The following is a 23,874-nucleotide window of genomic DNA, read 5'->3' on the forward strand; positions in this document are numbered from 1 at the left end:
ATCCATCTTTTTTTACTGTAACTGGCATTAAGGGCAACCCCCTGCATTTAATGCGTTTTTTTACTTCATTCACTCTCGTGTTGGTTATAAAAAGGATGCTCGATATGTATAAAAACATTCTCGTTCCGGTGGACGTCTACGAGACAAGCCTGGCGGATAAAGCGTTGCAGCATGCACGGTTTCTGGCGCAAAGCGCATCGGGTGACATTCATTTGCTGCACGTCATGCCCAAGTTTTCAGCCGAACTGACGCGTGGTTTTATTTCAGATGCGCGCAAGATGGATGAATATATGATTAATAATTCGAAAGAAAAATTGTCTGAACTGGTCAAAAAATTGAATCTGCCAGAAGATCGTGTTCATCTCCATGTGCGCAGCGGAAATGTTCGTGATGAGGTTATTAAGCTGGCGGATGAACTTGCTGCTGGCGCGATTATTGTCGGCTCCCGGAATCCAAATATTCAAACCCATTTGTTAGGATCGGAGGCGGCAAGTATTGTTCGTTATGCCCATGTTCCTGTTTTCGTTATTCGTTAATGACATAAAAGCAAGGTGGTTTCTGAATAGAATCTGAGGAAGGAACGATGAAAACAGGAAAACCTGAACGTCCGTATTATCAACAAACCGTCGACGAAACCCTGTCGAATATCCACTCCACTCTGGAAGGACTTAGCGGCACTGAGGCATCAGCCCGACTTCAGCAGCACGGTGAGAATGCGTTGCCGCAAAAAAAGGGCAAACCCGCCTGGCTGCGCTTCCTGGCACATTTTAACGATGTATTGATTTACGTTCTGCTGGTGGCCGCGTTGCTTAAGCTATTCATGGGCCACTGGGTAGACATGTTTGTGATCCTTGGGGTTGCCATCATTAACGCGCTGATTGGCCATATCCAGGAGAGCAATGCTGAAAAATCGTTGCAGAGTATTCGCAATATGCTCTCCAGCGAAGCCGTGGTTGTACGACAGGGGAATCATGAAACGATCCCCACCACGTCGCTGGTCCCGGGAGATATCGTGGTGATCCGTGCCGGGGATCGTATCCCTGCGGACCTGCGCGTGATTGAAGCGCATAACCTTCGCGTGGAGGAGGCCATCCTGACCGGCGAATCCACCGTTGTTGAGAAAAACAGCGATGCGTTAAGCGGGGAACTGCCTTTAGGTGACCGGTATAATTTGCTCTACTCAGGCACCACCGTCAGCTCCGGCGGCGGTAAAGGCGTGGTGGTGGCAACCGGCGGCGAGACCGAGCTGGGCCACATCAATCAGATGATGTCCGACATTGAAAAGCACCGCACGCCGCTGATGGTGCAGATGGATAAGCTCGGTAAAACCATCTTCATGACTATCCTGGTGATGATGGTGGCGCTGTTTGTTTTCAGCCTCCTGTTCCGGGATATGGCGGTTTCTGAACTGGTGCTGTCGCTTATCAGCCTCGCCGTTGCCGCCGTGCCGGAAGGCCTGCCGGCCATCATTTCCATCATCCTTTCGCTTGGCGTACAGGCCATGGCGCGTCGCAAGGCCATCATTCGTAAGTTGCCGACGGTGGAAACGCTGGGCGCAATGACGGTCATCTGCTCGGATAAAACCGGCACCCTGACGATGAATGAAATGACGGTCAAAGCGGTGATTACCGCGGACACGACCTATCGCGTGGAGGGCGACAGCTACGAGCCGGTGGGGAATATTCACCCCGTAGATGATCCGACGCCCGTCAGCGTGACGCAGGGTTCCCTGCTGGAACGCTACCTGCGCACCATTGACCTCTGTAATGACAGCCAGCTGATCAAAGACGAGCAGGGGCTGTGGAAAATCACCGGGGGACCAACCGAGGGCGCGCTGAAGGTGCTGGCGGCGAAAATCCCGCTTCCACCGCTCGATACCGAAATGCGCAGCAAAATCCCGTTTGATTCGCAGTATAAATACATGTCCACGCTGTACCGGCTGGGTGAAGAAGAGGCGATCTTAATCACCGGCGCGCCGGACGTCCTGTTCCGCCTCTGCCAGTACCAGCAGACGAATGACGGACTGCAGCCGTTCGATCAGCCTTACTGGGAAGGGAAGATCGAAGAGTATGCCCGGGAAGGGTTGCGTATGGTGGCTGCGGCCTGGAAGCCAGCCCGCGAGGGACAGCGCGAGCTGGATCACCCGGACCTGCACGATGGGGTGATCCTGCTGGGTATTGCTGGAATGATGGATCCGCCGCGTCCGGAGGCCATTACCGCGATTGCCGACTGTCTGCAGGCCGGGATCCGCGTGAAAATGATCACCGGCGACCACCCGCAAACGGCCATGAGCATTGGGCAGATGCTGGGGATTGGTAACGCCGCAAGCGCTATCACCGGACGTGAGCTGGAGGCGATGGACGATCGTCAGCTAAGCGACGCCGCGCAGCAGTATGATATTTTCGCCCGTACCAGCCCGGAGGATAAATTCCGCCTCGTGCAGGCCCTGCAAAGTAAACAGGAAGTGGTGGGCATGACCGGGGATGGCGTAAATGATGCCCCGGCGCTCAAGCGGGCGGATGTGGGTATCGCCATGGGGATTAAGGGGACTGAAGTTACCAAGGAAGCCGCCGACATGGTGTTAACGGATGACAACTTTGCCACTATTGCCAGTGCGGTGCACGAAGGACGTCGGGTTTACGATAACCTGAAAAAAACCATTCTGTTCGTAATCCCGAGCAACATCGCGCAGGCCCTGCTGATCATCATTGCGCTGCTGGCGGGGAACCTCATTCCGCTGACGCCGGTCCTGATCCTGTGGATGAACATGGCGACGTCGGCAACCCTGTCGTTTGGCCTGGCGTTTGAAGCGGGTGAGAAGGACATCATGAACCGGCCACCGCGTAAGGCGAATCTGCATGTGATGGACGGCTATGCCATCTGGCGCGTAGTGTTTGTCGGTCTGATGATTGCCATCAGCGCCTTCGTGCTGGAAGCCTGGCTACAGCCGCGCGGCTATTCGGCGGAATTTATCCGCACCGTGCTGCTGCAAACCCTGGTGACCGCGCAGTGGTTCTACATGCTTAACTGCCGCGTTAATGATGGCTTCTCGCTGAGCAAAGGCCTGTTGGCGAACAAAGGGATTTGGATCGTGAGCGGCGTACTGCTGGCGCTACAGCTTCTTATCATTTACGCACCGTTCATGCAGATGCTGTTTGGCACCGAAGCGCTGCCGTTCCGCTACTGGGTCATCACCTTCCTGATTGGTTTTGTGATGTTCCTGATTGTCGAGGCGGAAAAAGTGCTGACGCGCAGATGGCGCAAAACCGAGGCGTAATAGCGTAAACTGAGAAAGCCTGCCTGAGCCCGGGCTTTCTCTTTTTTTGAGCACAGGAAATTATGATGCGATTTACCTGGTTCGTCCTTACGCTGTGTGCCGCTGTTCCCGGCGCGTTTGCCGTAACTTATACCCTACCGCCGCAAGGCAGTCGTCTGGTGGGAAACCCGATTACCATCACCGTTCCCGGGCGCAATACGTTACCGCTTGAGGCCTTTGCCGCGCAGTATGGGCAGGGGCTAAGCAATATGCTGGAAGCGAACCCGGGAGTGGATCCTTTTTTGCCCAAATCCGGCACCCGGCTGGTGATCCCCCAGCAGCTAATTTTGCCCGACACCGTACGCGAGGGCATTATCGTTAACGCGGCAGAAATGCGCCTCTACTACTACCCTCCTGGCGGCAATACCGTTGAAGTGTTGCCCATCGGCATCGGTCAGGCCGGGCGTGAAACTCCGCGTAACTGGGTGACGGCCGTTGAGCGTAAGCAGGAGGGGCCAACCTGGTCTCCGACGCCGAATACGCGCCGTGCCTATGCGGCAGAAGGGAAAACGCTGCCGGCATTCGTGCCCGCCGGGCCGGATAACCCGATGGGGCTGTATGCGATTTATATCGGCAGGCTGTATGCCATTCACGGCACGAACTCGAATTTTGGCATCGGGCTGCGGGTGAGTCAGGGCTGTATCCGTCTGCGTAATAACGACATCAAATATCTTTTCGATAATGTTCCCGTCGGAACCCGCGTGCAGCTTATCGACAGGCCCGTTAAAGTCACCACCGAGCCGGACGGCAGCCGCTGGGTGGAAGTTCACGAGCCGTTGTCGCGTAACCGCGCGGAATTTGAATCGACCCAGAAAGTGCCTCTGCCTATTTCAGCCGCGCAGCGAACGCAGCTGATAAACGAGGGCGCGGGAGCCGAACTGGAGCGACGGTCGGGGATGCCGGTTAAGATGGGCAACTGAGGGCATGTTAGTCGGGTGGCGGCTGCGCCTTACCCGACCTACGTGACAAGTAGGCCCGGTAAGCGCAGCGCCACCGGGCAATCTTTCCAGATGCCGAAAAGCAAAAAGCCTGCTTTAAAAGCAGGCTTTTCAAATTTGGCTCCTCTGACTGGACTCGAACCAGTGACATACGGATTAACAGTCCGCCGTTCTACCGACTGAACTACAGAGGAATCGTGTGAACGGGGCGAATATTATCGACCTGCGTTCGCCTTGTCAAAGGGTGGATCAACGCCTTTTGATCGTTTGCTGACAAAATCGGCAAAGTGATGTTTTTGGCAGCGGAATGCACCGTCATGGTGCGGGTATACCCCTAATGGGGCAGATCATAAACTGCTGTTTCGGTAATAAAACCCCCCTCCATGATTAGGTTTCCTTATTTTCAGGCGCTTAGCGCGCAATTTGTACCGCCTGGTAAAAGTGGCATTCATATTGCAAAACCTGTTCAACAACGACAGCCGGTTCCGGCACAGCATTTCGAACAGGGGGCAAAATGAACTTAAGACGACTGAAATACTTCGTAAAAATCGTCGATATCGGCAGCCTGACTCAAGCGGCAGAAGTGCTGCATATCGCGCAGCCTGCGCTGAGCCAGCAGGTGGCTACTCTGGAAGGCGAGATGGATCAGCAGCTGTTGATCCGTACCAAACGCGGCGTCACGCCAACGGAAGCCGGTAAGATCCTGTATACCCATGCGCGCACCATTCTTCGCCAGTGTGAACAGGCGCAGCTGGCGGTGAATAACGTGGGGCAGACCCTGAGCGGGCACGTGTCCATCGGGCTGGCACCGGGAACGGCCGCGTCCTCTATTACCATGCCGCTGCTGCAGGCCGTTCGCGCCGAGCTGCCTGAAGTGCTGGTCTATCTGCACGAAAACAGCGGTTCCGTACTGAATGACAAACTGCTGAGCGGCCAGCTCGATATGGCGGTCCTTTACGATCGCTCCCCGGTCGCCGGCATCACCAGCCAGCCGCTGTTGAAAGAAGATCTCTACCTCGTGGGCACCCGCGACTGTCCGGGCCAGAGCGTAGACCTTACCGCCGTGGCAGAGATGAATCTCTATCTGCCGCGCGACTACAGCGCCGTGAGAGTGCGCGTGGACGAAGCCTTCTCCCTGCGCCGCCTGACGGCCAAAATCATCGGTGAAATCGATTCAATCTCCACGCTGACCGCAGCCATTGCCAGCGGCATGGGGGTGACCGTTCTGCCAGAATCCGCAGCACGCTCGCTGTGCAGTGCAGCAAACGGCTGGATGGCGCGGATCACCACGCCTTCGATGAGCCTGCCGCTGTCGCTGAACATGTCCGCACGCGGTTCGCTGTCGCCACAGGCGCAGGCGGTAAAAGAGATTTTGATGTCGCTGGTCAGCAAGCCATCGCTTGAGAACCGTGAACTCCAGCTCGTGAGCTGATATTCCATAAAAGCATAAGATGCTGGTTTTTATTATTTGTTCTGCAGCTCGGCTGACTCTAACAATAGAGCTATGTCAGATGCGCCGGAGTGAATCGTGAATTTCCAGCAACTTAAAATTATCCGTGAGGCGGCCAGGCGGGACTACAACCTGACCGAGGTCGCCAATATGCTTTACACCTCTCAGTCCGGCGTCAGCCGCCATATCCGCGAGCTGGAAGAGGAGCTGGGCATAGAGATCTTTATCCGTCGCGGCAAGCGGCTGCTCGGCATGACGGAGCCGGGTAAGGCTTTGCTCACCATCGCAGAGCGGATCCTCAACGAGGCCAGCAACGTGCGTCGCCTGGCGGATCTCTTCACCAATGACGCCTCGGGCGTGCTCACCATTGCCACCACCCACACCCAGGCGCGCTACAGCCTGCCGCCGGTGATTAAAGCGTTCCGCGAACTTTTCCCTGACGTCCGTCTGGAGCTTATCCAGGGCACGCCGCAGGAAATTGAAGTGCTGCTGCAAAACGGTGGGGCGGATATCGGCATAGCCAGCGAACGCCTGAGCAACGACCCGCTGCTGGTGGCTTTCCCCTGGTTCCGCTGGTATCACAGCTTATTACTCCCGGTCGATCATCCACTGAATCAGGTCTCTCCCCTGACGCTGGAAGACATTGCCAAATGGCCGTTGATCACATACCGGCAGGGGATTACGGGACGCTCGCGCATAGACGAGGCCTTCAACCGCAAAGGATTAACGCCGGACATCGTGCTGAGCGCGCAGGATTCTGACGTGATCAAAACCTACGTCGAACTGGGTCTGGGCATTGGGCTGGTGGCAGAACAGTCCAGCGGAGAACGCGAAGACGGGAACCTGGTGCGTCTTGACACGCGTCATCTGTTTGACGCCAACACCGTATGGCTTGGCCTGAAGCGCGGACAGCTGCAGCGCAACTATGTGTGGCGCTTTATCGAGCTGTGCAATGCCGGGCTGTCGGTGGATGAGATTAAACGTCAGGTAATGGAGCCCGAAGAAGTGGCGATTGATTATCAGATTTAATAATCCAACTTAGACAAGCAGTCTGTTATCGTTTATGCCCGGTACGTTAGTATCGCGGCATAAATTTTATATAGTATTCATACAGGAATAAATAATGAATATATTGATAGCAAAAGCTTAGGCGTGTTAAAAATGGAGGCTACGTCGATGCCGGGAGGGCACAATGGCAAATGTTATTCATGATTTTATTTATGATATCTGCCACTCAGAAAATCTTGAGGCAGCTGTTCAACAATATGCACTCTATTACCACTATCTTGACGATTATACCTTCATTTTTGCAGCGGAGAAAGGTGCGACTCCGGGCTTATCGGTTAACAGGAACTTCAGCAGTGGTTCTGCCGTGCGTAGTTTATTCAAAACGCCGCATGTGTTTATTCTTACACCAGACATATTCAGAGAAATGTTTATCTCTGGTAACCGCGTTACATTTCCCATCGACTATTCTATCTCGCTCGATACGCAGGTATTAAGTTATCTTAAACCTTTCTTTGAAGGGCAAAGATCGCGACTTCCCGATGATTTTGAAGAAATTTTTGACTTCATCGCCAGAGAGGAGGTCAATGTTGATCCTTTGCTGTATGAACTCGAAAATCTTTGTAATTTTAGCGATCTCAATAAACAGGAAAAAATCTTCGAACGCATTCGAGCTTATGAAATGTTACGCAACCTGGATGTTGCGGCTTGGCAGCAGCATAGGCAGTTAAAATTTAATGTGTCTGAACAGGAAATTATAGCTAAAACGCAGCAGTATATGGCACGTAAAAATTATGAGTTTATAAATAAGTCGCTAATGGAAGAGCTGGCTCGTGACTATAATCGCTTATATGTATATGTGTTAAAAATGTGCGCGATTCACCTACGGAACCCAAAAACAAGCGCTAAGCAGGTGCAGGAAAAATTACTCGAACTGCTAGAATTTACACACAATGAAGCCCATTTCTTTGGCATTAGAGAAATTTTGCTCGCTAAGCGTTTTTTTGAAAACGGTTGTAAGGAAGCCTTTTTTCACAAAGTGAACCGTAATACGGCAAGATTTTGGGAGTATGTTAGAGGTATGGCCTGGGATCTTCGCCATCAGCGCTTTCTCGAATTTGTTATTACATTAAATATTGATAAAAACGCGGCATTCTTTTTTCCCTCAATCTTAACCTGTGATAAAAAATTCATTGAGGTTCTGGATGCTCATAGCGTAAAAGTCATCGTTTTTAATAACAAAACTAAAGAAATCCTTCCATTTTATGATATTGATTTTATTGAACAAATAGCATCATGCGGTGAGCGAGTCAAAGAGCGATTAACTTTGCTCTCTTCCGAAGAGTACCAGTTACAACGTCGCCAGTATCAGGAAGGCCCAGACTATCTTCAATCGTTGGTTAAAACACTCGAAGCCGAACTTGAGGGCATTTGCGGTATTGCCTGTGAAAAGAATCCGCTTGGTAACTATTAGTGAGTCACAGAAGCAAAAAGCCGGCTTCAAATGTAGTCACTTATTGGTAGAAGTAGGGACATGCTGCCGCATCAATTCAACGATCCAATCAATAAAAACGCGCAGTTTAGCGTTGACATGGCGGTTAGGCGGAAATGCGAGGTACAGGGGCATTGGCTTAATACGCCAATCTTCAAATAGCGGTTTCAAGGAGCCACACGCCTGATGCGCTGCCGCCATATAGACGGGTAGCGCAATCACGCCTAATCCGGCTAATCCCGCTTCGAGATAAGCATTGCCATCATCCACGGCAAGTACATAGCTGCCCGTAATTTCAATATGTTCGCTATCACAGCGCAGTACCAGAGGATCAATCTTACCGGTGCGTGAAGATAAGAATCCCACGATGCGATGGTCCGTGTTTTCCAGCTCTCGCGGATGCGCAGGGGCGCCAAGGCGTTCCACATAGCTAGGTGCGACGTAAACACCGATTTGCAAATCGCCGACATGGCGTGCGATCAGGGACTGGTCGTTGATTTCACCACCGCGCAGGACGCAATCCACGTTGTCGCCGATCAGATCCACAATCCGGTCACTGACGCCCATGTCGAACTGGATATCAGGGTAGCGCGCGTGAAAAGCCGGTAGCGCGGGCACCAGCACCAGGCGGGCGAGAGGAGAAGGCACATCTACCCGCAGGCGTCCCCTGGGCGTCATCGTCGCACTGGACAGGCTGTTGTCAGCATCTTCCATGTCCGCCAGCAGACGGATGACGCGCTCGTAGTAAACCGCACCATCAGGAGTGACGCCGAGCCTGCGGGTGGTACGATGCAGCAGCTTGACGCGCAGGCGCGCTTCCAGCTGCTGAATAAGCTGCGTCACCGTGGTTTTGCTCATATGAAGCGTTTGGGCAGCCTTTGTGAAACTGCCTGCTTCCACCACGCGAGCAAAGGCGCGCATCGCATCGAAACGATCCATCCCTTGTCCTCTCTTTTCACCGATTGTTTGGATATTACAAACAATGATGGACAAAGTCGCTTGTTTATCCGCCCGATCTGGCGCCTGTAAAGTGTCTTTATCTTAACCGGGCAGATTTAGCCCCATAACAAAGGTACAGACATGACAACACGCGAAGCAGTTTTTCCCTTCGGACGCCAGGCGCTCTACGAGCGCAATCGGTATTCACCCGCCATCAAATCTAACGGCTTCCTGTTTGTTTCGGGGCAGGTTGGTAGCCGGGAGGATGGTTCACCTGAAGAGGATCTCAACGCGCAGGTCCGGCTGGCATTCGATAACCTTAATGCTGTTCTTACGGCTGCGGGCTGCACGTTCGGTGACGTGGTTGACGTTACTCTCTTTGTCGTCGATCCCGAGTCAAACCTCGACGCTATCTGGAGTATCCTGCCAGAATATTGGGGGGAAGCACCTTATCCGACGCTGACCGGGATCGGCGTGACGTGGCTGTACGGATTCCAGTTTGAGATTAAGGTGATTGCCAGGCTGCCCTAGCGTTACGGGTCTTTCCGCCGGTCGAAAGATAAGACAGAGGAAAATTGATGAAAGCAGCGGTTTATGACGTGGAAGGCGCTCCCGACGTCCTGCAGTATGTCGACGTCCCGGATCCGGTCGCAGGACCTGACGACGTCCTGATTTCTGTCGAGGCTATCTCAATTGAAGGGGGAGATCTGATCAACCGGCGCTTAACTCCGCCGCCTCTTCCTTCATGGATCGTCGGCTACGCGGCCGCAGGCACGGTGGTGGCCGTTGGATCAAAAGTCCGTAGCCGAAGGATTGGGGACAGAGTGACTGCTTTTAGCATGCAGGGGTCGCATGCGGAACGTTGGGCCGTGCCTGCGGAACGTACCTGGCTTATACCAGACGGGGTGGATTCAGCAGAAGCGGCGGTGGTACCGATCTCTTTTGGAACCGCATACCATTGCCTTTTCACACGAGGCATGCTCCGGCACGGAGAAACCGTCCTGATTCAGGCTGCGGCGGGGGGCGTGGGGCTCGCCGCCGTTCAGCTTGCCTCACAGGCAGGCGCGACGGTCATCGCCGTGGCAAGCGGAACGCAGCGAAGAAAGCGGTTGCTGGAACTTGGTGCCGACCGTGTCGTGGATCGTGTAGAGAATAACGTCGTGGACAGTGTCCGAGAGTATACCCATGGCACCGGCGTTGACCTCGTCATCGATCCGGTAGGGACGACGTTGCCAGCTTCGCTTTCTGCACTCGCTCCGGAAGGGCGTCTCGTCTTCGTCGGTAATGCGGGCGGCGGCGATCTGACTGTCGACCTGTGGCCGGCCATGCAGTCTAACCAGACGCTCATGGGGGTATTCATGGGGCCTCTTTTTGAAAAGCCCGGCGTTCGGACAAGTGTGGACGACATGTTGCAGGCTGTGGCTGCAGGGCACATCAGGGTTGTCATTGACCGCATCTTCCCCCTGGCTAACGCCGCCGCGGCCCATGAATACGCTGAGACAGCGAAACCGCTTGGCCGCATCGTTATGAAGCCGTGAGAGGGGGCCTCAACCTGGCCCCGGGACGGCTCCGAGCCGGAAGCAGCCTCGCAGTTCGTTTATCCGATCCGCCATAATCCTTTGAACCGCGAACGCAGTTTTCTATTATCAGCCTTCTTAGTGATGCATTTCGTTCCCACCTGCACTGTGATGGATTACGGCTTTATGGACACTTAATACGAAAAGGAAATCACCATGAATCTGATGACTAATTGTACACCTCACTCTATGGATGTTATATTAAAATATAATATTTGGAGGTGCGCTATGTATACAACTCGTCTTAAAAAGGTCGGTGGGTCCATCATGCTGGCGGTTCCTCCCGCCGTGCTGAAAACGCTGGAGCTGTCGACGGACAGCGAAGTCGGCATGACCATCAATAATGGCTGCCTGATTATCGAACCTCAGAAACGGCCTCATTATTCGCTTGAGGAGCTGCTGGCGCAGTGCGATCCGCACGCTGAAATGAGCGAAGAGGATCGGGAATGGATTGATGCGCCTGCGGTGGGTAAGGAGCTCCTGTAAATGGAAAGAGGGGAAATCTGGCTTGTTTCACTGGATCCGATTGCTGGCCACGAGCAAAGTGGAAAACGTCCGGTACTCATCGTATCGAAGGCATCGTTCAACAAGCTGACCCGGCTACCGGTAGTGGTTCCTGTCACCAGCGGCGGAAACTTTGCTCGCACGGCAGGCTTCACCGTTTCACTGGAAGGGGCGGGGACAAAAACGATGGGCGTTATTCGCTGCGACCAGCCCAGAACTATTGATATGGCTGCCCGAAACGGCATGCGGCTGGAACGCATACCTGATGCCGTTGTAAATGAGGTGCTTGCCAGGCTGGATGCGATTCTGATTTAACATCAGAGACGCAGAAAAGCAAAAAGCCTGCTTCAAAAGCAGGCTTTTCAAATTTGGCTCCTCTGACTGGACTCGAACCAGTGACATACGGATTAACAGTCCGCCGTTCTACCGACTGAACTACAGAGGAATCGTGTGAACGAGGCGCATAGTAGCGACCTCAATACGCCTTGTCAAAGGGTGAAAACGCACTTTTCGTTCGTTTGCCGACAATTTCAGCAAATCGCTGATTTTATAGTAAATTTGCTTCGAATTTACACAACAGAATGCGCCGCCCGAAGGCGGCGCGCAGGATTAGAACAGAACGGAGTAGTTCAGACCAAAGGTACGTCCACGGCCTTTGTAGGTATACAGACCCGGTGCACCGTAGGTTGGGCTATACAGCCCCGGCGCGCGCTGGCCCCATGCGGTGGTGTAGTCTTTGTCCAGCAGGTTTTCCACGCTGAAGCTGACCTTACCCACCGGCAGGGCGTAGCTGCCCAGGAAGTCGACCGTGTTATAGCCATCGATCTTCTTACCGTCGGAGTCTGATACGTCAAAGGTCTGCGTGCTCTGCACGCGCAGGGTCCAGTCGCCCGGCGCCCAGTTGACCCACGCGCTGGCTTTCGACGGGCTGGCGCTGTCGACCGTCAGCTTCTCCCATTTCCCGTTTTCGCGGGTTTCAGACTTAATGGCGTTAAAGTTCGCCCCGGTGCTCCAGTCGCTGTCGGTGAAGAAATAGTCCACCTGGCCTTCCACCCCGTAGATACGACGCTTGTCGTCTTCCAGGTTGATGGTCATATCCGTCTTGTTGATGGTGATGGTTTTATCCGAGAGCGAGTAATACGCCGCGACCTGCGTGCGCAGGTTATCGCCGGTGTAGCGCCAGCCCAGCTCATAAGCGTTGACCTTGATACCGTCCAGCTTCGAGTCGTTGACGTTGACGCTGTTCAGCAGGCGATAGTGACCGTTGCTGAGCTGATAGGTGCCGGAGCCGTAGTACTTCGCCAGGTCCGGAATTTCGAAGCCCTGGGAGAAGTTAAACCACACCTGCTGCTGTTCGGTCAGGCGACCGAGGATCCCGGCGTTAAACAGGAAGTTGTTGTAATCGGTTTTCCCGCCCGGCACCGCGTCGGCGGAGGTAGCTTTCCCGGTAGCGATGGCCTGCTGCTGGGTGTAACCGACAAAGTCGTCTACCTTGTTCTCGGTGTACTGGTAGCGCACGCCGCCGCTCAGGGTGATGGCGTCAATGTCGTAGCTGGCCTGCAGGAACGGGGCGAGGTTGGTGATGCTGTAGCCCGGGTAACGACCCACGTTGTAGGCGTTATCCAGCTCCATGCCGCCGCTCGCCGCGGCTTTGCTCAGGTTAAAGAACTGCTGGTTAGCATCAAAGGTTTCGTGGTCGGCATCCACACCCCAGGTCAGGGTTAAATCGTCCACCGGCTTGCTGTTCAGCGTCAGCTTGCCGCCGTAGAAATCGGTTTTCTGCTGGGACGCGCCGATGCTGCTCACCACGCCTTTGGTCAGGGTCGGGAACGGATAATAGGTCAGGCTCTCGTCGCGATAGTAAATCTGCGCGACCAGATCCTGGCCCCAGAAGTCAGTATTGGAGTACTGCAAGTTGATCAGATGGCGCTCGGTACCCGGTACGCGGTCAGAATCAAGATTACCTTTGTTGTAGGCGGTCGCATCCCCCGTTACCGCCGAGAAGTTCTTCCCGAGATACAGACCATGCTTACCGTCGGACTCGCTCTTGTAGTACTGCGTCGTCAGCTGCAGCTGCTGGTGATCGTCAATATTGATGGTGCCTGTACCCATCACATCGATACGGTCGGAATACTGTAAGCCGGTCTGGGTGTTATCAATAATCACCTCGTCGCCGTTGCCGTCATACCAGCCGCCGTAGCGCTGATACGACACCGACAGACGACCGGAAGCGTTATCGTTGCCGCCGCTCACCGCTGCCGACACGTTCTCATCGTGGTCGTTGTGGCTGTTAAACCCGCTTTTAGCCCCGGTCTGGAACTCGACTTCGGTCTCAGGCTGGCCCTTTTTGGTGACGATGTTCACCAGGCCGCCGGTGCTGCCGCCGCCGTAGAGTGACGTGGCGCCGGAGATGACTTCGATACGGTCAATGTTGAACGGATCGATAGAGTCGAGCTGGCGGCTGTCGCTGCGGGACGAGTTCAGGCGTACGCCGTCCACCATCACCATCATGGAGCGACCGCGCAGGTTCATGCCGTAGTTGGTGCGTCCCTGGCTGCTGACGTCCATACCCGGGATCAGCTGCGCCAGCACTTCTTTAATCTCTTTCCCGCCCTGAACCTGCTGCTCAATTTCAGCCCGCTCAATGACCCAGGTGGTCTGCGCCATCTCCGCCACGCTGCGGTGTGCGCGGCTGGCGGAGACAACGATATTTTCTTCCTTTTGTTCTTCCGCCCACGCAGAGGTAGAAAGCATTGCAAGCAAACAAGGATTTAAAACCCAAAGATGAGAACGTTTCATTGTTATGTTGACCCTGATTGTGTGTGTCAGTACTCGGTGGTTTTTGCTAATGATTTAAAAACCTGACTGTTCTCCGGGCTGGTGGTGCTTCGCCAGTGGATAACGCCAGGGGTAGTAGCCAGCTCAAACGGCTCGTCAGCGTGCGCGCGATTCAGAATGCGCGCCGCGCGCCAGGCCATCAGGCTGAGCTGGGGTTCGGCAATGCCGAGACGGTGCATCCCGGCATTCACGGCGAACAGGCGGTTGCTCTGCGGACCGTCCCATTCGAGGGTGAAATCATTGTTGATGCAGAAGGCTTCGTCCGTATCCAGATGAAGGCGGTGAGACAGCGGCGCCAGGAACGCAGGCTGTACGGCGCGATAGCCAGTGGCGAAGATGGTCACGTCGCTTTCCAGCTGCTCGCGGCCGCCGTCAAGGTGATGCTGTATGCTCAGACGCTGGCCGTTTTCCAGGCGCGTCAGGGCCGTCACCGAGCGGGACGGCATCAGGTGTGCCCAGGGTTTTTCACGCAGCACTTCGAAGCGGTGGTACATGGCGCGGTAAATTGCCAGCAGTGACTCGGTGGTTATGCCGTCGGACGTCATCTTCTGCTCGTGCAGCATCTGACGACGGGCCTCATCGCCGAGGGTGGAGAAGCTGTCCACGTACTCCGGCGTGAAGTACTCGTTGGCGAAGGCGGCTTCATCCAGCGCGTTGTAGTTGTTGCGGCGCGAGACCCAGTTCAGGCTCAGCGGCTGGCCCCATTCGCCACGGAAGATATTCAGGAACAGGTCGGCTCCGCTCTGGCCGCCGCCGACGACGGTGACGCGCTTGCCTGCGAGATCCGGCGTGCGCAGCATCATCTCGCTGGCGTGGAAGCAGGTATCGTCCTGCGTCGTGACGCAGTCGGGCAGGTTGATCTGTTTGCCAATCCCCACGCAGACGTGCCGCGCCAGGAAGCGGTCACGCTGGGTCACCACCTCAAACAGGCCGTTTTTCTCATCAAAGCTCACCTGCTGCACCTGCTGGCTAAAGGACAGGTTGGTGAGGTTTTCCGCCGCCCAGCACAGATAGTCCGCAAACTCCTCGCGGGAAACGGTGCGCTGCTCGGTGGTCAGGAAGCGATAGAATTTTTTGCGCTGCACCAGGTAGTTCAGGAAGCTGTGGCGGTTGGTCGGCTCCACGGCGCTGACCAGATCCTTCAGGAAGCTGGTCTGCATGTGGCAGTCCGGCACCATCATGCCGGGGTGCCAGGAGAAGTGTGGTTTACGCTCAAGAAACAGCGAGCTAAAGCCGTCCAGCCCTTCCGCCAGCGCGGCGATGCTGAGGTTAAACGGGCCGATACCAATGCCGATGAAATCATAGGTTTTCATTGCGCGGACTCCCGGGAGGCGAGAAAAAGAGGGTTATCAAGGTCGGTAACGTAGTTCGGCAGCATGCGGCTGCCGCCGTCGTGTTCGGAGAAGGTCAGTTTGACCGGGTTGAGGATCACGCGAATAATCTGCGGCTTAAACAGGTCGAACTTCGCGAAGCGCTCAGCAAGCTCGGGGTGCGCGGCCATATAGCGGTGCAGCACCCCGGCGAGGATCTGATAGAAACGCGTTTCGCTGACGCCGCTTTGCAGCGTGAGGCGCGAGATAAAGCGCAGCACCGTCACAAAGTTGCCGGTTTGCAGGTCGTGAATAATGTAATCCGCGTTCAGGCGCGCCGTGACGGCCTTCACCTGCTCCGGCAGGCTCTGGGCCTGCGGGAAATCCTCATCCACCAGGCGCATATCACCCTGGAAATCCTTCAGCAGGATGCGCTGCGGGATGTAATCCTTCATCACCAGCGTCACGTTCTGGCCGTGGGCGATCAGCGCCACGCCGTAGCGGCAGAGCAGGTGATAAAACGGGATCACCGTTGCCTCAAACAGTTTTTCCAGCCACGCTTCGGCGCTTAAGCCCGAGCGTTTAATCCACGCGTCGATCAGCGGGCGCCCGGCGTTGTCGGTTTCCATCAGCGCCGCCATCAGCACCGCCTGTTCACCGTCTTCTAAATAACAGGAAGGGTTCTCGCGCCAGATCACCCCCAGCATCTCCTGATAGCGGTAGGGCGCTTTCGGCAGCGCCGCATAGCCCGAATGCGACAGATATCCGGCGGCGGGTTCGCCAAGCACCTGTGCGCCAGAGCGGGCAAGCGTGGCGTCGGTGGCGAACTGCTGCTGCAGCCAGCGCGAGGCCAGCGGCCCGGCGGCAATGTATTTGCCCGGAATACCGCGATAGCAGGAGGTGTTGTAGATCGTCAGCGGAAGCTTGATGTCATACGGCGCGCGACGGCTGGCGTTGGTAAGCGTGCGCAGGGACTGCTGGGCAAGATACTCGTCGCCAAACTCGCCCAGCTCAACCATCTCTCCGCGCGCCAGCTGCGCCAGGAAATGAATAGCAATCTTCTGCTGCCACTGCCACGGGTGCAGCGGCACCGGCAGCCAGCTCTCATCGAGACCCAGCGCCTGCCAGCGGGCGTCAAAGCGGGCGCGCTCGGCGTTGTCCATAGCGCTGGCGAGCAGATGGTGAATGTCGCAATCGGCGTCGCTGCTCCAGACCAGATGCTCCCGCTGAACGGCAACCCAGTGCAGACGAAAACGTCCGCGATACTCAGGCGCGTACCGGCGCAGCGCGTCCAGACCCCAGCCGCGGCGGCCTTTGTTGAAAATAAACTTCGGGTGACCACTCATCAGACACTGTAATTCGTCCGGATCGAGGTGGATCAGCGCGTCCGCGTCCAGCGCTTCACGCGCCTGCAGCAGCTGAATGTCGCCGCGCAGCGTGGCGTAGAGATCTTCCATATGCTCCGCCGTCTGCGCGTCGCTCATCTCCAGCACCACAGACAGCTGCAGCAGCGCGCTTTCCGCTTCGACGGCATTGCCGCTGGCGGTGGTCAGGCTGTCCGGGTCGATATGCAGCCAGCCCCAGATCCCGCGCGTGGCGCGAAACTGCCAGGACTCGTTGCCCATGGTGATGCGCCAAATGTCCGACGAAAGCGGCTCGGCGCGCAGAGTGCGTTCGTATTCCAGCTCGGCGAGGATCTTCGCCACCATCTCGCGGTTCACTTTTTCCCACAGCGCGTTCACAGGCCCACCTCGCTGAAGAAGCGGTGACGCTGGCTCATGATGAGGCGCGAGCGCTTGTGCGGGAAGTCGAACTCTTTCACCGTGTCGAAACCGGCAGAGTCCAGATGGCGGAACAGGCGCTGGTTGTCGAAGCGCGGCTCGGCGACAATCCGCGTGGTGCGCGGTTCATCGAGATACAGATAGTGGCTCAGGCCGCGCAGCCAGCTGCGGATGTACTGCGCGCCGCGCCAGTTCTCTTCGCCCACCAGCATGTGCAGCCCGCGGTCAAACGGCTGCCAGCGGTAGTGGCGGCCAATGCGGTCTTCCGCCGCCCAGTAGAGCTCAAAATAGCCGAACGGCTGGTCGTCAAAGCAGCCGATAACCGGGTAGCAGTAGGTCGAGTCAAGCTGACGGCGCAGGTAGTTTTCCTGCTCGGCCTGCGGGCCCGCCATCTCCCAGAAGGCGTTCACGCGCGGGTTGTTCATCCATTGGGTAAAGCGCTCGCCGTCCAGCGCCACGTCCGCCACGCGGAAGCTGAGGGTGCGCTTAATTTGCGGATCGTAACGGCGGTACACTTCGCCCTGCGGGCGGTGAGGGCGCAGCGGGAAATACAGCTGACGGCTATCATCAAACTGCATTCCGGCGCTCGCCTGCGGACGCTCGCCTTTCAGCCACAGCGGCAGCTGCCAGAAGGCATCACGCGCCAGATAATCCCCGTGGGCCTGGCCAAACAGCGCCTGCGCCTGGGGTTCATCCTGCCAGCTTTCCCACGGCAGGGTAACGCCGGTCAGCGCGGGTGCGGCAACAAACAGCTGATCCAGGGCTTCGACCAGCCAGCCGTCCGGGATCCCCTTCAGACGCTCCAGCACCGCGCTGCCGTCGAGACCCAACGCCAGCGGCAGCGCGCGATCCGTTGCGGTGCAGCGAAAGCCATAGCCGGAATGGACGATATTCGCGATTGCCATTACGCCTTCTCCTTGTAAAACGGGTTGCTAAAGTCGAAATAGATCACCGCCGGATCGGCGATGGTGTTTTCATTGCGATCGTGCAGGTAGCAGAAGAAGTTGCCTTTGCAGTTCCAGGTCGGGCTATCGAGCACGTAGTCGAGGCAGCGGGTCTGCCTTGCCGTGCGGCGCAGTTCCGCCAGCGCGTCGCGCACCCGGGACATCAGGCTCTCCTCGCTGTCGAAACCTGCGGCGGCGAGGGCGGCGGTGACGGCAAGGGTAGAGTTCAGCAGCAGGTAATAAGGGAAGTAGCGCAGCAGCTGGCTCTCACCGAAGCGGTTTTCCACCTCCGTTTCGCCCGCCTCTTTCAGCCACGCGTCGGCGCCTTCGGTCCACGCGCTGCCCTGGCAGTCGCGGTAGATCAGCCCGACGGGGAAATCCTGCTGCATCTCAACGAGGATATTTTGCTGGTGCGCCAGCAGGACCAGACCGTAGTCCGCCTCGGCGCTGAACAGCGGAAGCAATACGCGGTCGCAGTAGGCGTCCAGCCAGCAGCGTGCGGCCTGGGCGAGCGGTAATTCCAGACGCTGGCTCAGACGGCGCACCGCCGCAGCGAGCAGGCTGTCACCGCCGTCCGGCGCGGCCTGCGTCAGGCTGACCAGCACGTTGGTCTGGGTGTTTGGCGTATCGAACAGCAGGTTGACGCGCAGGGCCATCAGACTCTCTTCCTGAACGACGCCGCTTTCATCGCGCAGCCCCGCCCAGCCGTCTTCCTGCATCACGCGCATGGTCGGGTAGCGTGCCTGTAAATCTTGCCAGCGTTCCGTTTTCGCCAGGCGCGCAAGGCGCATGCCGCGCTTCACCTCTTTCACCGAAAGCGTGCGCACGGAGTTGGTCAGGCGCACGCTGAGGGAGAACTTAATCATGTCGCTGTTGGTTTCGCTGTACAGCGAGCGTGAGGAGCTGGTGGGCAGCCACTGTGCGCCCGCTTCACCCAGGTCCTGCAGTGAACCGTTTTCCGCCAGACGCCGGCACCAGTCCTGCTCCAGCAGATAGTCGGCCTGCCACGGATGCATCGGCAGCAGCCAGCGGGTGTCGGTGAAGTGGCCGAGCAGCTCTGGCGCGCTCTGGGCCGCAAAGCGCAGCAGACGCTCACGCAGGGAGACGTTCAGGCTGTCGCCGGCAACGAGCGTGCTCTCAACGGCAAACCAGCGCAGCGGGAAGCGGGAGGCGAAATCGGGCAGATAGCGACGCGCCTCTGTTTCGTTGAACGGCTCGTGCGACTTCGGCGCCGGGTGAAACGCGTGGCCGACCAGCAGCGCCTGCTCCGCGTCGGCAAACGTCAGCGGCTTATCGCGCAGGGTTGCCCAGCTGTGGCGCAGATCGATCGCCTGCCAGGTGTGGGCATGGCTTTCGAGAACGCGCTGCTTAAAACGCGCCAGCGTATCGGCATCCAGAGAGCCTTTTACTGACGGTTTTTCAAGAATTAAATCAACGAGTTGATCGAATGTGACGGCGTCACCGTCATCACTGTTGCTCTGAATAAGCGTTGCCGGGAGACGGTACTGATGATGCTGGGTGGGAGAGAAATAGCGTACCGGCACCCGAAGAGCCTGGGTTTGGGAAAGCGGGATATGAATGTCCGGTAACGCATCCGCAGCGGTAGCGGGGAGATAGCGCCAGTCCTTCGTTTCGCGCAACAGGGCGTTTAAAAAACACTGGGCTGCAACGTCTGTACCGGCAGAGCGGGGCAGAGCACGCATAGATGTACCTCATTCCATGATTGATAATAATTCTCGTTATGATATTCATTCTGTTTACAGTGGCAACCATTTTTGCAATATTTGTTTTCATAAACTTCATAATTTCCACACATTTATTGACACTATGTTCACATTCTCATGCGCACTGACTCAGAAACATTGACCGAAAACGCCGCCTCAAAAGCCAACTGGCCCCTGGCGCTATGTGCGGGTTTATTAGGTATCGGACAAAACGGCCTGCTGGTGATGCTCCCGCAGCTGGTCACCCTGACCGGGCTGTCGCTCTCGGTCTGGGCCGGGCTGTTGATGTTCGGATCCATGCTCTTTTTACCGGCATCGCCCTGGTGGGGACGCCAGAGCGAGCGGCGGGGGTGTAAGGCCGTGATGGTGGCCTCGCTCAGCGGCTATCTGGCCAGTTTCGTCGTGATGGCGCTGGTGGTCTGGGCGATGGCGGCCGGAAGGCTGGATGCGGTCTGGGGACTGGCGGGACTGATCCTCTCGCGCCTGGTCTACGGGCTGACGGTTTCGGGGCTGGTGCCTGCGGCCCAGACGTGGGCTATTCAGCGTGCGGGGCTGGAGAAGAGGATGGCAGCGCTGGCGACGATAAGCTCCGGCCTCAGCTGCGGACGTTTGCTCGGCCCGCCGCTGGCGGCGGTGATGCTCGGCGTCAGCCCGGTAGCGCCGCTCTGGCTGATGGCGATCGCGCCGTTAATCGCTCTGCTGCTGGTGCTTCGCGAAGTCGCGGACCCGCCGCTGCCGCCGGTGGCGCACCAGGCGACCCGGCTGCAGGCCTCCATGCTGCCGTTCCTGCTGCTGGCGCTGCTGCTGGCGGCGCTGGTGAGCCTGATGCAGCTTGGCCTGTCACCGCATCTTAGCCCCCTGCTGGAGGGCAATGCCCGGGACATCAGCCATCATGTCGCGCTTCTGCTGAGCCTGGCCGCGCTGGCCACGCTCGCGGCGCAGTTTCTGGTGGTCCGCCCGCAGCATTTCACCCCGATGACGTTGCTCTGCATCGCGGCGGTGTTAATGGTTGCAGGGCTTGGGCTGATGTCCGTCGCGGGTTTAACGCTGTTCTACGTGGGGATAGTTATCACTTCACTCGGGGCGGCAATGGCCACGCCGGGCTACCAGCTGCTGCTGAACGACAGGCTGACCACCGGAAAAGGGGCGGGCGTCATCGCCACCAGCCACACGCTAGGCTACGGCGTCAGCGCGCTGCTGGTGCCTGTGGTGACGCGCTTTTACGGCGAGCAGTCTTTAACGGTGGCCGCATGGGGAATGGCTGTGCTGTTTTTAGCGTTGAGCATAGGGGTACGGTCAACCGAGCGGACCCCTACTGAAAAGCCTTAATGGATCTGGCGGGAGGAATGACCGCCAGACTCCTCATTTTGCCGCAGACGCAGCAGGGGATCCTGCTGATAAAACTGGCAGAAACGCTGCCAGAGCGCCGGGAAGCGGGGCGCGAAGAGCTCCGGCGCGCTGAAGAAATACTCCGAGAGCACCGCAAAGCACTCGGCCGGATCGGTTGCCGCATAGGCGTCAATGCTGGCCGCGCTTTCGCCCACCAGGTCTATTTCATCCTGGATGTTATCCATCGCCGCGTGCAGATCGTGCTCCCAGCCCGCCACCTCGCGAAGCGGGATCAGCGGTACTCCGCTGGCGCGATCGCCGTTGCGGGTATCCAGCTTGTGCGCCACTTCATGAATAATGAGATTAAAACCGGACGCGTCGAACGAGTCCTGAATGTCGAGCCAGTTGAGGATTATCGGCCCCTGCTGCCAGCTTTGTCCGGACTGCACCACGCGCTGGTTGTGTACCAGCCCGATATCGTCCTGCCATTCGTCATCCACCACGAACGGCGCGGGATAGATAAGCACTTCGTGGAAACCGTCCAGCCACTCAATGCCGAGCTCAAGCACCGGCAGACAGAACAGCAGGGCGATGCGCGCGTTTTTCAGGGGATCGAGTTCGAAACCCTGCAGTGGAACCAGGCGTTTTTGCTGTAAAAAACGATCCGCCAGCTGAACCAGTTTCGCTTGTTCCTCCGGCTTAAGATTAGCCAGAACAGGGATCGTCAGCGCGTCATCCCATGGCAGCGCCATATCCCGGCCAGCCTCATTCGTTTTCCAGGGCCACTTTATCATCGCTTTGCTCGCAAACTCGTCACTTGAACAAAAATGGGAAAGTCAGGTTCGGTTAAGATGCCAGAAAATCGCTCACTGCGACAAATCCAGCCTGAATAAACTATCATTCGTACGTAGCGGTGGGTAGCGGTTTGCGGGCATCACCTCCATTTTGTGAAGTCTGTCGTAGCCTTAACCCACAGGTTCAGTGAAGAAATCAGTACGGTATTGATAAATGAGCGATTTCAAAGGTAACAAGCAGGACCTGCCCAGTCGGTTGTGCGTGCACTGCCAGCGGCCCATGACGTGGCGCAAAAAATGGGCGAAATGCTGGAATGAGGTTAAATACTGTTCTGAACGTTGCCGCAGGAGCCACCGTTGACCGAGCTGCGTCTGATCCTGGGCGATCAGCTTAATCCGCATCACAGCTGGTTTGATACCTGCAGTTCGAACGTCATTTACGTGATGTTGGAGCTGCGGGCGGAAACCGCGTACGTGCTTCATCACGCTCAGAAAGTGATCGCCATCTTCGCGGCCATGCGCGCGTTTGCCTCTGCGTTAAAAGAAAAGGGGCATCGGGTGAGGCATGTCCGGCTCTCTGACAGCTCAAACCGCGGCGCGCTGGAAGACAATCTCAACGCGCTTGTCGCGCATTACGGCGCTGACAGGGTGTTGTGGCAGGAGCCAGACGAATGGCGTCTTGATACGCAGCTGCAGGCGTGGGCGAAGACGGTCTCCGTTGAAACGGCCTGCGTCAGCAGCGAGCATTTCTTCACCACTCGTGGACAGGTGAGCGCGTTCTTTGCGACGCGAAAAAGCTGGCGAATGGAGTACTTTTACCGGGAAATGCGTCGTCAGCACGGCATACTGTTGACCTCAGAAGGCGAGCCGGAAGGGGGAAAATGGAATTTTGATGCTAAAAACCGCAGGCGCTGGTCCGGCGAGCCGCCCGCGCCGGGGGATTCGCGTCCGCTCCACGATAATTCAGCCTTATGGGCGGAGATCCAATGCTGCGGCGTAAACACCTTCGGCGAACCGCAGGCCGGGAATTTTCGCTGGCCGCTCAGCCGTTCGGAAGCCAAAGCCAGCCTGGATGAATTTATCACTCACGTGCTCCCGCAGTTTGGCGCCTGGCAGGACGCGATGCACGCGGAGGAACCCTTTCTTTTCCACTCGTTAATTTCATTCGCGCTGAACACCAAAATGCTTAATCCGCGGGAAGTGGTGGCTGCCGCCCAGCAGGCATGGCGTTCGGGCCATGCGCCGCTGCCTGCCGTTGAAGGGTTTATCCGACAAATTCTCGGCTGGCGGGAGTACGTGCGTGGGATTTACTGGTCGCAGATGCCGGGCTATCGGGAGCTAAATGCCTTAGACCAGCACGCCCCGCTGCCGGACTGGTTCTGGACGGGCAAGACGCAGATGCGCTGCCTGGCGCATGCCGTTGGACAGTCGCTCACCGAGGCTTACGCCCACCATATCCAGCGCCTGATGGTCATCGGGAACTTTAGCCTGCTCAGCGGCCTGTCGCCGCAGGCGGTTCATGAATGGTATCTGGGGGTCTACATTGATGCCTTTGAATGGGTGGAGCTGCCCAATACCCTCGGCATGAGCCAGTTTGGCGATGGGGGGGTACTGGCCAGCAAGCCCTACGTCTCGAGCGCGTCCTATATTCATAAGATGAGTAATTACTGTCAGGGGTGCCGGTATCAGCACAACCAGCGTACCGGAGAGCTGGCGTGCCCCTTCAATGCCCTTTACTGGGATTTCTTTGCGCGCAATCGGGCGCGTCTGGGTAACAATCCCCGCCTGGGCATTGTCTTTAAACAGCTTTCGGACATGAAGGAAGAGGAGCGGCAGGCCATTGCTGACCGCGCAGGATATGTTCGCCTGCATCTCAACGACCTCTGACCTATTTCATCACCGCACCGGTTGCGGTGGGTCAATAAGACGCTAT

The 23,874-nt window shown here is 56.9% G+C and carries 20 protein-coding genes and 2 tRNA genes; 13 read left to right on the top strand and 9 right to left on the bottom strand.

Annotated elements, in window-relative coordinates; translation table 11 throughout:
• Positions 1 to 104 precede the first annotated feature (104 nt).
• The 3 genes from RVY89_RS04605 (at position 105) to ldtA (ending at position 4,236) form a co-directional block, all read left to right on the top strand.
• Positions 105 to 536 (top strand): universal stress protein, encoded by a 432-nt coding sequence (locus tag RVY89_RS04605; protein WP_484827048.1) that lies wholly within the window; start codon positions 105 to 107, stop codon positions 534 to 536.
• Between the two features lie 47 nt (positions 537 to 583).
• On the top strand, positions 584 to 3,277 hold the full coding sequence (locus tag RVY89_RS04610; RefSeq protein WP_484827049.1) for a cation-transporting P-type ATPase: 2,694 nt from the start codon (positions 584 to 586) through the stop codon (positions 3,275 to 3,277).
• 62 nt (positions 3,278 to 3,339) lie between these two features.
• On the top strand, positions 3,340 to 4,236 hold the full coding sequence (gene ldtA, locus RVY89_RS04615) for a L,D-transpeptidase (protein ID WP_484827050.1): 897 nt from the start codon (positions 3,340 to 3,342) through the stop codon (positions 4,234 to 4,236).
• Between the two features lie 136 nt (positions 4,237 to 4,372).
• Here the strand turns inward: ldtA and RVY89_RS04620 are convergent.
• Positions 4,373 to 4,448, bottom strand: a tRNA-Asn gene (locus tag RVY89_RS04620).
• 320 nt (positions 4,449 to 4,768) lie between these two features.
• Between RVY89_RS04620 and nac the strand changes: the two genes are divergently transcribed.
• From nac to RVY89_RS04635, 3 genes are all read left to right on the top strand, one after another.
• Positions 4,769 to 5,686 carry a nitrogen assimilation transcriptional regulator NAC gene (gene nac, locus RVY89_RS04625; protein ID WP_045908128.1) on the top strand — a complete coding sequence of 306 codons (918 nt, stop codon included), beginning with the start codon at positions 4,769 to 4,771 and terminating at the stop codon, positions 5,684 to 5,686.
• 96 nt (positions 5,687 to 5,782) lie between these two features.
• Positions 5,783 to 6,733, top strand: a complete 951-nt coding sequence (gene cbl / locus RVY89_RS04630; RefSeq protein WP_028013741.1) for an HTH-type transcriptional regulator Cbl — start codon at positions 5,783 to 5,785, stop codon at positions 6,731 to 6,733.
• Between the two features lie 163 nt (positions 6,734 to 6,896).
• Positions 6,897 to 8,183 carry a hypothetical protein gene (locus RVY89_RS04635; RefSeq protein WP_484827051.1) on the top strand — a complete coding sequence of 429 codons (1,287 nt, stop codon included), beginning with the start codon at positions 6,897 to 6,899 and terminating at the stop codon, positions 8,181 to 8,183.
• 36 nt (positions 8,184 to 8,219) lie between these two features.
• On the opposite strand, the gene RVY89_RS04640 is transcribed toward RVY89_RS04635, so the two are convergent.
• On the bottom strand, positions 8,220 to 9,140 hold the full coding sequence (locus tag RVY89_RS04640) for a LysR family transcriptional regulator (RefSeq protein WP_484827052.1): 921 nt from the start codon (positions 9,138 to 9,140) through the stop codon (positions 8,220 to 8,222).
• A 141-nt stretch (positions 9,141 to 9,281) separates the two neighbouring features.
• On the opposite strand from RVY89_RS04640, the gene RVY89_RS04645 reads away from it, so the two are divergent.
• The 4 genes from RVY89_RS04645 to RVY89_RS04660 all read left to right on the top strand — a co-directional run bounded on the left by RVY89_RS04645 (position 9,282) and on the right by RVY89_RS04660 (position 11,536).
• Positions 9,282 to 9,671, top strand: a complete 390-nt coding sequence (locus tag RVY89_RS04645; protein WP_484827053.1) for a RidA family protein — start codon at positions 9,282 to 9,284, stop codon at positions 9,669 to 9,671.
• A gap of 47 nt (positions 9,672 to 9,718) precedes the next feature.
• A complete protein-coding gene (locus tag RVY89_RS04650; protein WP_484827054.1) occupies positions 9,719 to 10,678 on the top strand; it encodes a quinone oxidoreductase family protein in 960 nt (319 codons plus the stop codon).
• Positions 10,679 to 10,945: 267 nt separating this feature from the next.
• Complete coding sequence (locus RVY89_RS04655; protein WP_094919038.1) at positions 10,946 to 11,203, top strand: AbrB/MazE/SpoVT family DNA-binding domain-containing protein; 258 nt, start codon at positions 10,946 to 10,948, stop codon at positions 11,201 to 11,203.
• Positions 11,204 to 11,536, top strand: a complete 333-nt coding sequence (locus RVY89_RS04660; RefSeq protein ID WP_484827055.1) for a type II toxin-antitoxin system PemK/MazF family toxin — start codon at positions 11,204 to 11,206, stop codon at positions 11,534 to 11,536.
• Positions 11,537 to 11,590: 54 nt separating this feature from the next.
• Here RVY89_RS04660 and RVY89_RS04665 read toward each other — a convergent pair.
• From RVY89_RS04665 to RVY89_RS04690, 6 genes are all read right to left on the bottom strand, one after another.
• A tRNA-Asn gene (locus RVY89_RS04665) sits at positions 11,591 to 11,666 on the bottom strand.
• Positions 11,667 to 11,830: 164 nt separating this feature from the next.
• Positions 11,831 to 14,020, bottom strand: a complete 2,190-nt coding sequence (locus tag RVY89_RS04670; RefSeq protein WP_484827056.1) for a TonB-dependent siderophore receptor — start codon at positions 14,018 to 14,020, stop codon at positions 11,831 to 11,833.
• Between the two features lie 26 nt (positions 14,021 to 14,046).
• Entirely contained in the window at positions 14,047 to 15,372 is a 1,326-nt protein-coding gene (locus RVY89_RS04675; protein ID WP_484827057.1) for a lysine N(6)-hydroxylase/L-ornithine N(5)-oxygenase family protein, read from the bottom strand.
• Complete coding sequence (gene iucC / locus RVY89_RS04680; protein WP_484827058.1) at positions 15,369 to 17,111, bottom strand: aerobactin synthase IucC; 1,743 nt, start codon at positions 17,109 to 17,111, stop codon at positions 15,369 to 15,371. Before iucC ends, RVY89_RS04675 begins: the two co-directional genes overlap by 4 nt.
• On the bottom strand, positions 17,108 to 18,055 hold the full coding sequence (locus tag RVY89_RS04685; protein WP_484827059.1) for a GNAT family N-acetyltransferase: 948 nt from the start codon (positions 18,053 to 18,055) through the stop codon (positions 17,108 to 17,110). Before RVY89_RS04685 ends, iucC begins: the two co-directional genes overlap by 4 nt.
• Entirely contained in the window at positions 18,055 to 19,797 is a 1,743-nt protein-coding gene (locus RVY89_RS04690) for an IucA/IucC family protein (protein ID WP_484827060.1), read from the bottom strand. Before RVY89_RS04690 ends, RVY89_RS04685 begins: the two co-directional genes overlap by 1 nt.
• Positions 19,798 to 19,935: 138 nt before the next feature.
• On the opposite strand from RVY89_RS04690, the gene RVY89_RS04695 reads away from it, so the two are divergent.
• Positions 19,936 to 21,147 (top strand): MFS transporter, encoded by a 1,212-nt coding sequence (locus tag RVY89_RS04695; protein ID WP_484827061.1) that lies wholly within the window; start codon positions 19,936 to 19,938, stop codon positions 21,145 to 21,147.
• Here the strand turns inward: RVY89_RS04695 and mtfA are convergent.
• Entirely contained in the window at positions 21,144 to 21,941 is a 798-nt protein-coding gene (gene mtfA / locus RVY89_RS04700) for a DgsA anti-repressor MtfA (protein ID WP_484827062.1), read from the bottom strand. The genes RVY89_RS04695 and mtfA overlap by 4 nt on opposite strands.
• A 214-nt stretch (positions 21,942 to 22,155) precedes the next feature.
• Here mtfA and RVY89_RS04705 point away from each other — a divergent pair, with 214 nt between their 5' ends.
• Both RVY89_RS04705 and RVY89_RS04710 read left to right on the top strand, forming a co-directional pair.
• On the top strand, positions 22,156 to 22,302 hold the full coding sequence (locus tag RVY89_RS04705; protein WP_071530926.1) for a DUF2256 domain-containing protein: 147 nt from the start codon (positions 22,156 to 22,158) through the stop codon (positions 22,300 to 22,302).
• Complete coding sequence (locus RVY89_RS04710) at positions 22,299 to 23,828, top strand: cryptochrome/photolyase family protein (protein ID WP_484827063.1); 1,530 nt, start codon at positions 22,299 to 22,301, stop codon at positions 23,826 to 23,828. Before RVY89_RS04705 ends, RVY89_RS04710 begins: the two co-directional genes overlap by 4 nt.
• Positions 23,829 to 23,874 lie beyond the last annotated feature (46 nt).

The sequence above is a fragment of the Enterobacter sp. 3U4 genome, from assembly GCF_057224565.1.